Origin of the sequence: Mesorhizobium sp. M7A.F.Ca.US.005.03.2.1, assembly GCF_003997795.1 — a bacterium.
Lineage (GTDB): Bacteria > Pseudomonadota > Alphaproteobacteria > Rhizobiales > Rhizobiaceae > Mesorhizobium > Mesorhizobium ciceri.
The window spans coordinates 1-9,936 of record NZ_RZRP01000068.1 but is presented as its reverse complement, the minus strand read 5'-3'; the positions used below and the strand labels follow the sequence as shown (position 1 = coordinate 9,936).

Sequence of the window (9,936 nt, the reverse complement as noted above, 5' to 3'; positions counted from 1 at the left end):
CATCGACAAGAGCAGCGGATTGCCGACCAGCGGATCGCCGCTGCCGGTCTGGGCGCTGATGAACACGCCGGCAAGGCCATAGCAGCCGCCGGCGATAACATAGACGGCAAAGCGCACCAGAACGACATTGATGCCGACGGAAGCGGCCGACTCCGGATCGCTGCCAACCGCGTAGAGTGCTGTGCCGAAGCGGGTTCCCTTCAGCCAGAACCAGGCGAGCAGGACGACACCGATCACCACCAGCGGCATCGGCAGCCAGCCGGCGATCGCGTCGCCGAGATAGAAGGTGCCGAGATCGGTCGACACGAAGCCGCCGGGCTTGTCCATCACCAGCAGCGTGACGCCTTGCAGGATGAACATGGTCGACAGCGTCACCACGATCGGCTGCATGCGCAGCACCGCGATGAAGAAGCCGTTGAAGGCGCCCACCGCCATGCCGACGCCGATGCCGACGGCCGTCCACAGGAGGATGCTTGCGCCCGGCGCCATCGGATCCATGCTCGATGCCAGCACGGCATTGACGAGCGATATCACCGCGCCGGCGGACAGGTCGAAGCCGCCCGACAGGATCACGATCGTCTGGCCGATCGCCGCGAGCGCCGAGGTGGCGCCGCCGCTCGACAGGAACGACACATCGAAATAGGTCAGCGGCCCGGCGCTGATCCAGTCGACGACGAAGAGCAGGATCGCCAGGACGGCCGCGGCGATCAGCGCGCCGCGATTGCGCATCAGCGCACGGCGCAGTCCGAAGCCGCCGGGAACAGGGGATGAGGCTGCTGCGCTGCTCATGCGGCGGCTTCCCCGGCATGGCCGAGCGCCGGGCGCATGATGGCCGGTTCGGTGATAGCGTCGCCTTCGAGTTCGGCGGCGATGCGCCCGTCATAGAGGACCAGCACCCTGTCGCATTGGTGAACGAGTTCGGGGATCTCCGTCGAGTGCAGCAGGATCGAACCGCCCGAAGCCACGTAGTTTCGCATCATCACATAAAGCTCGTGCTTGGTGCCGACGTCGATGCCTCGGGTGGGATCGAACAACAGCAGGATGCGGCTCTGCGCCACCAGCCACTTGGCGATGGCTATCTTCTGCTGGTTGCCGCCGGAAAACGCACCGGCCCGCGTCCACAGCGCTCGGCGGTCGACCTCGACAGTGGCGAATGCCGCCTCGACGGAGCGGGTCTCGGCTTGCGCGTCGACAAGGCCTAGCCGTGTGAAGCGCGATATCACCGGCAGCGTGGCGTTCTGGCTGCCCGACAATTTCAGGAACAGGCCTTCGGATTTGCGGTCTTCCGGCACCAGGCCGATGGCCATGTTGGGGCGCAAGGCATCGGCCGGCGAACCGAGCCAGACCTTGCGGCCGTCGACGAGGATGTGGCCGCGCTCGATCTCGGCCATGCCAAAGCAGGCCAGGAACAGGTCCTGCTGGCCCATGCCTTGCAACCCGGCGACGCCGAGGATTTCGCCCTTGCGCAGATCGAAGCCGGCGCCGTCGAGCTTGCGCCCGACCTTGAGGTCGCGCACGCCCAGAACCGGCGGACCGAAGGCCTGGGCGCTGTCCGGCTTGGGCGGAAAGGTCTGCTCGATGCTGCGGCCGATGATCTTTTCGATGACGTCGGCATCCGAGACATCGGCGACCGGCGCGGTGACGATGTGGCGGCCGTTTCTCAGGATCGTCAGCGTGTCGCACAAAGCGCGGACCTCGCGCATGCGGTGGGTGATGAAGACGATAGTGGTGCCTGCCGCCTTCAGCCTGGCGATGATGTCGCCCAGCCAGTCGACGTCGCGTCCGGCGAGCGTCGAGGTCGGTTCGTCGAGCAAAAGGATGCGCGGCTTGCGGTAGACGGCGCGCGCGATCTCGATCTTCTGGCGCACCGAAAGCTCGAGCTCGCTCACCTCGGCATCGAGATCGACGGAAAAACCGAGATCTTCGATATGGCGGCGGACGGCCTTGCGGGCGGCACCGCGGCGGATCAGGCCGGAGATGCCGACGGGGGCGTAAGGCAGCAGCATGTTGTCGAGCACGGAGAGATCGCGCACCAGGGTCATCTCCTGGAATGCTGTCTGCATGCCGAGCGCATGTGCTGCGCGCGGTGCGCCGTAAGCGATCTCCTTGCCGAAGACACGGACATGGCCTTGGCTCGGCCGGACCAGCCCGGACAGCAGCTTCACCAGTGTCGACTTGCCGGCTCCGTTTTCACCGAGCAGGGCATGGACACTGCCGGGCGCGATCGCAAACGACACGCCGTCCAGCGCGACGGTCGGGCCGAACGCCTTGCTGATGCCGTCGATCTCGATGGCGGGGAGCTCGGAGTGTTCTGTCATTGTCCTCGATCGCCGGCTTGGCATGGATTGACGACGCACGGACAGTTGTCCGTGCATCGTCACACGGGCCTTGGGAGGCTTAGTTCTCCGGTTGTCCGACGAGGGCAGCATTAAGGCCGACCTCGGGTGTCTGGTCCGAGAAGATCGAGGCAAACCAGCCCGGATTGGAGACCAGCGACGGCTTGAAGGCGTTGCAGCCGGCCTTCATCTCCGCCCATGTGCCTTCGTCGCACAGCTTGATCGTCTCATTGGTAACGACCGGCAGCGGCAGGATGGTGGTCTTGGGCACGTCCTTGCCTTCGATCGCCTCGACGGCAAGCTTCAGCGCCAGCGCACCCGAATAAGGCGGCGAGGCATAGGAAATGCGTTGTGCGCCCGCCGGTGCATAAGGAGGAGCGGCACCTTCGACTTCGGTGCCCTCCGGCAGCATCTGGATGCGGCCGCCATTGGAACCTTCGCCGGCGCAAGGCAGGAGTTCGCTGGTCTTCTTGCCAGCCTCGAGCTGCATCGAGTTGGCGGTGAAGCAGCCGACCTGCATCCACAGTCCGTTGATGTCGTCCCAATTGCGGGTGGCCAGGATTTTCGAAAGTTCGGTGCGGGCGACCGCCTGGCTCCACATGCCGACAGCCTCGCCGACGATCTTGATATCAGGATACTTGGCGAAGACTTCCTTGGCGGCCTTTGTCCGCTGATCGTCAACGGATGTTCCCGGGACGCCCGTGATGGCGATGATGTTGCCCTTGCCGTTGAGCTTCTTGACCAGCCATTCGGCGGTCACCCTGCCCGCTTCCAGCTGGTCTATGTGGACGTTGTAGGCGCAAGGCTCGGTGATCTCGGCGTCGTACGCAAAGACCTTCACGCCCTTGTCGCAGGCATTCTTGACGACCTGGTTGAGCGCGGTCGGCGAGATCGGATACACGACGATGGCTTCGGCGCCGCTTTGCACCATTGCGTTGATCTGCTGAATCTGGCGTTGCGCGTTGGGGCCAGCGACCTGGACCTGCAGGTCGACCTTGTCGGCCAGGCTCTTATGAGCGGCCATGGCCTTGACCATGTTGGCCGCCTCCGCCTGCCAATCATTGCCGATGTAGCTCATGCTGAGAAAGATCTTGTGCTTCTCGGCGGCCTGCGCGGCGGACAGGCCGAAGGCGCACGCAGCCATGCCGGCCAGCAGCGCGAGCCGCCGGACTTTCGATCCGATACCCATGTGGAACTCCTCCCAAACAGAACGACCGAATGCCTCCCAAGGGCACAAAACGTAAACCCTTGTCATTCGATGCCAGCGACCGTATCATGATTTGATCAAATATCAATGATGAAATCGTTTATATCAAAACCGGCCGTGTCAGCCGCTTGACGTGGCACCACGAACCTTGCATTCCGACACGACCACACAAGCAGGTGTCGCCCTCAGGCGGGAAGGTTGACAGGAGATGGCTGGATCGGCGTTCAGGAAGCCTGGTGTCGAGATCATTCCACTGTCCAAGGAAACTCTGCAGGACCGGGTCTACAATCAGGTCACCGAGTTGATCCTCGACGGCAGCATCGTGCCGGGCGAGATGGTCACGGTTCAGAGCCTCGCCGACGCCTTTGGCGTCAGTCCGATGCCGGTCAGGGAAGCGCTGCGGCGCCTGACGGCAGCCAACGCGCTGACGGTAGTATCCGGGCGCTCCATTGGTATTCCGGCGCTCAGCCGCGAGCGGCTCACCGATTTGCGCAATGTACGTTTTGAGATAGAGGCCATCGCCGCCGGCTGGGCCTCACAGAACCGCAGCGAGGCGGACCTTGCGATTTTCGCGCGCGATCTGGACTCACTGGAACGAGCGAATGGCGCGGACGACGTAAAGGCCTATCTCAGGGCGAATTATACCTTCCACTTCGCAATCTACCGAGCAGCGGGATCCGAAACCCTGCTCAAGATCATCAAGGATCTGTGGCTGCAGATCAGCCCCTATTTCAATATGCTGCATGGATCCTACTCGACCGCGAACACATACCATCAACAGATGTTTGCGGCCCTGCGCGACCGAAACGAGCAGGCAGTTCAGGCGGCAGTTCGCGGCGATATCGATGCGGCTTTCGACATGCTGGTCGATCTTTTGAAGTAGCGCCCGGCCCGACCTCCGACCGCTTATCACATGCCTCCTATTTCTGGGGATGGCAGAGCAGCGCTCATGCGCACTCAGCGGGCAAGCGCGGGCTTCTTCTGGTGATCTAGAGGTCATATCCCGAGCGCGTCATCCATGGTTCTCGTGCTTGAGGGCGGCAGCCGATGACGCGGCGAAGCACATGACCCGCATCCTCATTGTCATTATCGGATTGCCAAAATCTGGTAGCGTGATTATACCAGTTGATCAGTTGACGACGGGCGATACCGTCCGCTGAGATCAGGAGTAGTGACCAAATGACAACGATTGCGCTGTTCGGTGCCGGTGGGAAAATGGGCTACCGCCTGTCGACCAATTTTCGCGGGTCGCCCTACACAATACGCCATGTCGAGGTCAGCGATGCCGGCCGCGAACGGCTGAAGACCGGGCTGGGTTTCGATACTGTCAGCGCCGACGAAGCGCTCAAGGGCGCCGATGTGGTGATCCTGGCCGTTCCCGACACGCATATCGGCAAGGTGGCGACCAGCATCGAGAGCAAGCTGGCGCCGGGCACCATGGTGGTGGTGCTCGACGCGGCGGCACCCTTCGCCGGCCACCTGCCGAATCGACCGGACCTCACCTATTTCGTCACCCACCCCTGCCATCCGCCGATCTTCAACGACGAAACAGATATGGCGGCAAAGAAGGACTATTTCGGCGGCGTCAAGGCCAAGCAGCATATGGTCAGCGCCTTGATGCAGGGGCCGGAAGAGGATTACGCCAAGGGCGAGGCGATCGCGAAGATCATCTGGGCGCCGGTCATGCGTTCGCACCGCGTCAGCGTCGAACAGATGGCGCTGCTGGAACCCGGGCTTTCGGAGACGGTGTGCGCCTCGTTGCTGGTGGTCATGAAGGAAGCCGTCGACGAGGTCGTGGCACGCGGCGTCGACCAGCAGGCGGCGCTCGACTTCCTGCTCGGCCATATGAACGTGCTGGGCGCCGTCATTTTCGGCGAGACCAAGGGCGTTTTCTCGGATGCCTGCAACAAGGCGATCGAGTTCGGCAAGCCGGTGCTGATGCGGGACGACTGGAAGCGCGTGTTCGAGCCGGAAGAGATCGCCGCCAGCATTCAGCGTATCACCTGAAGAGGAGAGGCGCTGCCGCAGCGCCGTGACGCGTCGCCGTACCGCTGCCGACGCTCGGCATCGTAGCTCATCAGGTACATATCACCTGAATTCGTGGTTGACTCATCATACCAGTTGGCTTAGCTGTTCATGGCTCGGATTGACAGGGTTTTCGCAGGAGTACGATGCCTGGGCGAGTGGAGGATGGCTGGGGAGCAACGATCCGTGGAGGGGAAGCCGGCAAACGGCTCTTTAGCCCAAAAGCGATCCGCCGCCCGCGCCGCCTGACGAATTCGGATGCCGACAGATGCTTTGGGTAACCAAGGCAATTTTTCAAACGGGAGGACTTCATGAAACTTACACGAAGAATGACGCTTGCGGCTTTCGCCGGCATGCTGGCGCTTGGCACGACCGTGCCCGCCTACGCGGCGGATCTCATCGCCATCATCACGCCCTCGCACGACAATCCGTTCTTCAAGGCGGAAGCCGTCGGCGCCGAAGCCAAGGCCAAGGAACTCGGCTACGAGGCGCTGGTGCTGGTCCATGACGACGACGCCAACAAGCAGTCCGAGCTGATCGACACCGCGATCGGCCGCGGCGCCAAGGCGATCATCCTCGACAATGCCGGCGCCGACGCCACCGTCGCCGCGGTACAGAAAGCCAAGGACGCAGGCATTCCGTCCTTCCTGATCGACCGCGAGATCAACGCCACCGGCGTTGCCGTCGCGCAGATCGTCTCCAACAACTACCAGGGCGCCCAGCTCGGCGCGCAGGAATTCGTCAAGCTGATGGGTGAGAAGGGCAATTTCGTCGAGCTGGTCGGCAAGGAATCCGACACCAATGCCGGCATTCGTTCCAAGGGCTATCACGACGTCATCGACGACTATCCGGACCTGAAGATGGTCGCCCAGCAGTCGGCCAACTGGAGCCAGACGGAAGCCTATTCCAAGATGGAATCGATCCTGCAGGCCAACCCCAACATCAAGGGCGTGATCTCCGGCAACGATACGATGGCGATGGGCGCCTATGCGGCACTTGCCGCGGCGAACCGCAAGGATGTCATCGTCGTCGGCTTCGACGGATCGAACGATGTTCGCGACTCCATCACCTCGGGCGGCATCAAGGCAACGGTGCTGCAGCCCGCCTTCGCGCAGGCGCAGATGGCGGTCGAGCAGGCCAACGACTTCATCAAGAACAAGAAGTCGCCGGCCAAGGAAAAGCAATTGATGGACTGCGTTCTGGTCAATGGCGACAATGCCGCCAAGCTGGAGACCTTCGCGCTGACGAACTGAGCCAGCGTGATTTGAATAGCGAGGGGCGAACCCAGGATCGCCCCTCGCCGCCATTTTCCGTGGGCCGCCCACGATGCTGAACGACAGGCCGCCATGCTGAACACCAAGCCGAACTGGCCGATCCTTACCGTGATGGTCGGCATCAGCCTGACCGGCTGCAAGATCCTGCCGACGAAATCGGACGACGGCAACAACGCTGCCACCTTCAATCCAGACCAGATGGTCGAAGAGATATGGGCGGCAAAGGTCGTGCCCTATCTCCAGCAGAAAGCCGGAGCGTTTGCGCAGGTTCACACCCTGGCGACAACCGACCCAGCGGCTGCCGGCGCCAAATACGGCAATGCGAACAAGCAGGCGAATTCGCCTTGGACTTTCGCGGTTCGGCTGGAAGGCAAGATTATCGCGGCCAACACACAGTCGCGTGCGGCAACGGTCGACGTCGATGTCGACGGCGACGGCAAAGCCGATGCACGGGTGCAGATCGGACCGGCGGTGCGCGGTACCGCGCTGCGCGACAGCCTGGACTTCATCCAGTTCAACGACTTCACCAACCAGATCGACTTCGCCCAGTTCGGCAAGGCTTTCAACGCTTATGCCGACAAGACGGTGCTTTCCGAGCTGCCGCGCGAGGCGCTGGAAGGCCGCAGTGCCAAGGTGCTCGGCGCCTATACGCTGGGGAGCGGCCAGGACCTGCCGCTGGTGACGCCGGCGGAGGCAGAGATCGGGCCGAAGCCATGAGCGCGATCGCGGAGCGCGAAATCATTCTGAAGCTCGAGGACGTCTCCAAGGTCTATTCCGGCACCGTTGCGGTCAAGCGCGCCAATTTCGAGGTGCGCAAGGGCGCGGTCAACGTGCTGGTCGGCGAAAACGGCGCCGGCAAGTCGACGCTGATGAAGATCATCGCCGGTGTCGAACGGCCGACCGCCGGCCGCATCCTGCTGGAAGGCGAAGAGGTTTCCTTCTCGTCATCCGGTGACGCGGTGAACCGTGGCATCGGCATGGTGTTCCAGGAGCTGAACCTGTTCGGCAATATGAGCGTCGCCGAGAATATTTTCGCCACCCGGGAAATCACCAACCGCTTCGGCAAAATCGACCACGCGCAACAGGAAAACCGCGCTGCGGAATTTCTGGAACGCCTGCAGGCCGGCATCCGGCCCGACATGCTGGTCGAGGATCTGCGTATCGGCCAGCAGCAACTGGTCGAGATCGCCAAGGCGGTTTCGCTCGACGCGCGCATCCTGATCATGGACGAACCGACCTCGGCGCTGAGTGCTGCGGAAGTCGAGATCCTGTTCAAGGTGATCGCCGACCTCAAGGCGCGCGGCGTGGCCATCGTCTACATTTCGCACCGGCTCGAAGAGCTGATCCGCATCGGCGACTACATCACCGTGCTGCGTGACGGCCGCATCACCGGCCAGGAAGAGATGAAGAACGTCGACACGCAGTGGATCGTTCGCCAGATGATCGGCTCCGACGCCAAGGACTTCGCCAAGGCCGACGGCCATCTTCCGGGCGAAGAGATTTTTCGTGCCGAGGAGATCTGCCTGCCTCGTGCCACCGGCGGACTTGCCGTCGACCATGTCTCGTTGTCGCTGCGTGCCGGCGAGATCCTCGGCATATACGGCTTGATGGGCGCCGGGCGCAGCGAACTGTTCGACTGTATCATGGGCCGCCACGGCCATTCGACCGGCGACATCTTCATTGGCGGTAGAAAGGTCAAGGAGCGCGATACGACGCGGCGCATCCGGCGCGGGCTGGCGCTGATCCCCGAGGATCGCCAGCGCGAAGGGCTTGTCTCGATCCTTTCGGTCGCCAGCAATTTGACGCTGGCCAGCCTGTCGCGCTTTGCCCGCCTGTTCCACATCCGTGGTGCCGACGAAAGGCAGGCGGTGACGCAGGTGGTGCGGGAGTTGGCGATCAGGGTCGCCGACCCGGCGCAAGAGGTGTCGTCGCTGTCGGGCGGCAACCAGCAGAAGGTGGTGATCGGCAAGGCGCTGCTCACCGAACCCAAGGTGCTGTTGATGGACGAGCCCAGCCGAGGCATCGATGTCGGCGCCAAGGCCGACGTCTTCCGCACGATGCGCAAACTGTCGCGCGATGGATTGGGCATTCTCTTCGCCACCTCGGATCTCGATGAGGTGATGGCGCTGTCAGACCGCATTGCGGTGATGAGCAACGGAAAACTGACGGGCATGTTCGATCGCTCCGAGGCGACGGAGGCAGCCCTTGTCTCCGCATCGGCGCTTGGCCACGGACCAGCCCCACATACGGAGAGCACCGCCCATGACTGACATCCCAGCCAAAGCGGCCGCTCCCTCCGCTTCCAGCGGCTCGGTGCTGCTGACAGTTATGAAGCTCAGGACCTTCATTGCGCTGATCGCCGTGCTGATCTTCTTCTCGATCGCGGCGCCGAATTTCCTGTCGACCGCCAATCTGATCCTGATGTCGAAGCACGTGGCGCTGAATGCGTTCCTGGCGATGGGCATGACCTTCGTCATCATCACCGGCGGCATCGACCTTTCGGTCGGTTCGATCGTCGGCCTGTGCGGTATGGTGGCCGGGTATCTCGTGCTCAACGGCATCGACCTGCAGATCGGCTACACCATCTATTTCAACGTCTTTGAGATCGCGCTGATCACGCTTGCCGTCGGCATATTGATCGGCGCCGTCAACGGCTTGCTGATCACCAGGCTAAACGTCGCGCCGTTCATCGCCACGCTCGGCGTGCTCTATGTCGCGCGCGGCCTGGCGCTGCTGTCGTCGGATGGCCGCACCTTTCCCAACCTCGTCGGCAAGCCGGAGCTTGGCACCACCGGCTTCGGCTTCCTCGGGGCCGGTCGGCTGCTTGGCCTGCCGGTGGCGATCTGGATCCTCATCGTCGTTGCACTGGGAGCCGCCTATCTCGCCAAGTACACGCCACTCGGTCGCCATATCTTCGCCGTCGGCGGCAATGAACGGGCGTCGCGGATTTCGGGCGTCCGGGTCAACATGGTCAAGATGTTCGTCTATATGTTCTCCGGTTTCTGCGCGGCGATCGTCGGCCTGATCATCTCGTCCGAGCTGATGGCCTCGCATCCGGCGACGGGCGAAAGCTTCGAGCTCAACGCCATTGCGG

9 protein-coding genes are annotated in these 9,936 nt (G+C 62.7%); 6 read left to right on the top strand and 3 right to left on the bottom strand.

Annotated elements, in window-relative coordinates:
- The 3 genes from EN991_RS40745 to EN991_RS06290 form a co-directional block, all read right to left on the bottom strand.
- Positions 1-789 (bottom strand): ABC transporter permease (locus EN991_RS40745; protein ID WP_245460907.1); only part of this gene is annotated, 789 nt, incomplete at its 3' end.
- The gene (locus EN991_RS06295) at positions 786-2,318 is read right to left on the bottom strand and encodes a sugar ABC transporter ATP-binding protein (RefSeq protein WP_013533051.1); all 1,533 of its coding nucleotides are present in this window, start codon (positions 2,316-2,318) and stop codon (positions 786-788) included. The genes EN991_RS06295 and EN991_RS40745, both read right to left, overlap by 4 nt.
- Before the next feature lie 79 nt (positions 2,319-2,397).
- On the bottom strand, positions 2,398-3,525 hold the full coding sequence (locus EN991_RS06290; RefSeq protein ID WP_013533052.1) for a sugar ABC transporter substrate-binding protein: 1,128 nt from the start codon (positions 3,523-3,525) through the stop codon (positions 2,398-2,400).
- Positions 3,526-3,751: 226 nt separating this feature from the next.
- Here EN991_RS06290 and EN991_RS06285 point away from each other — a divergent pair, with 226 nt between their 5' ends.
- The 6 genes from EN991_RS06285 to EN991_RS06255 all read left to right on the top strand — a co-directional run.
- Positions 3,752-4,426, top strand: a complete 675-nt coding sequence (locus EN991_RS06285) for a GntR family transcriptional regulator (protein ID WP_127368383.1) — start codon at positions 3,752-3,754, stop codon at positions 4,424-4,426.
- A gap of 296 nt (positions 4,427-4,722) precedes the next feature.
- Positions 4,723-5,550 (top strand): phosphogluconate dehydrogenase C-terminal domain-containing protein, encoded by an 828-nt coding sequence (locus EN991_RS06275; RefSeq protein ID WP_063167523.1) that lies wholly within the window; start codon positions 4,723-4,725, stop codon positions 5,548-5,550.
- 329 nt (positions 5,551-5,879) lie between these two features.
- A complete protein-coding gene (locus tag EN991_RS06270) occupies positions 5,880-6,821 on the top strand; it encodes a D-ribose ABC transporter substrate-binding protein (RefSeq protein ID WP_127368382.1) in 942 nt (313 codons plus the stop codon).
- A 93-nt stretch (positions 6,822-6,914) separates the two neighbouring features.
- On the top strand, positions 6,915-7,559 hold the full coding sequence (locus EN991_RS06265) for a DUF2291 family protein (RefSeq protein WP_127368381.1): 645 nt from the start codon (positions 6,915-6,917) through the stop codon (positions 7,557-7,559).
- Complete coding sequence (locus tag EN991_RS06260) at positions 7,556-9,112, top strand: sugar ABC transporter ATP-binding protein (RefSeq protein ID WP_127368380.1); 1,557 nt, start codon at positions 7,556-7,558, stop codon at positions 9,110-9,112. Before EN991_RS06265 ends, EN991_RS06260 begins: the two co-directional genes overlap by 4 nt.
- Positions 9,105-9,936, top strand: an 832-nt coding sequence (locus EN991_RS06255) for an ABC transporter permease (protein WP_164768882.1), incomplete at its 3' end; no start/stop codon positions are given. The genes EN991_RS06260 and EN991_RS06255, both read left to right, overlap by 8 nt.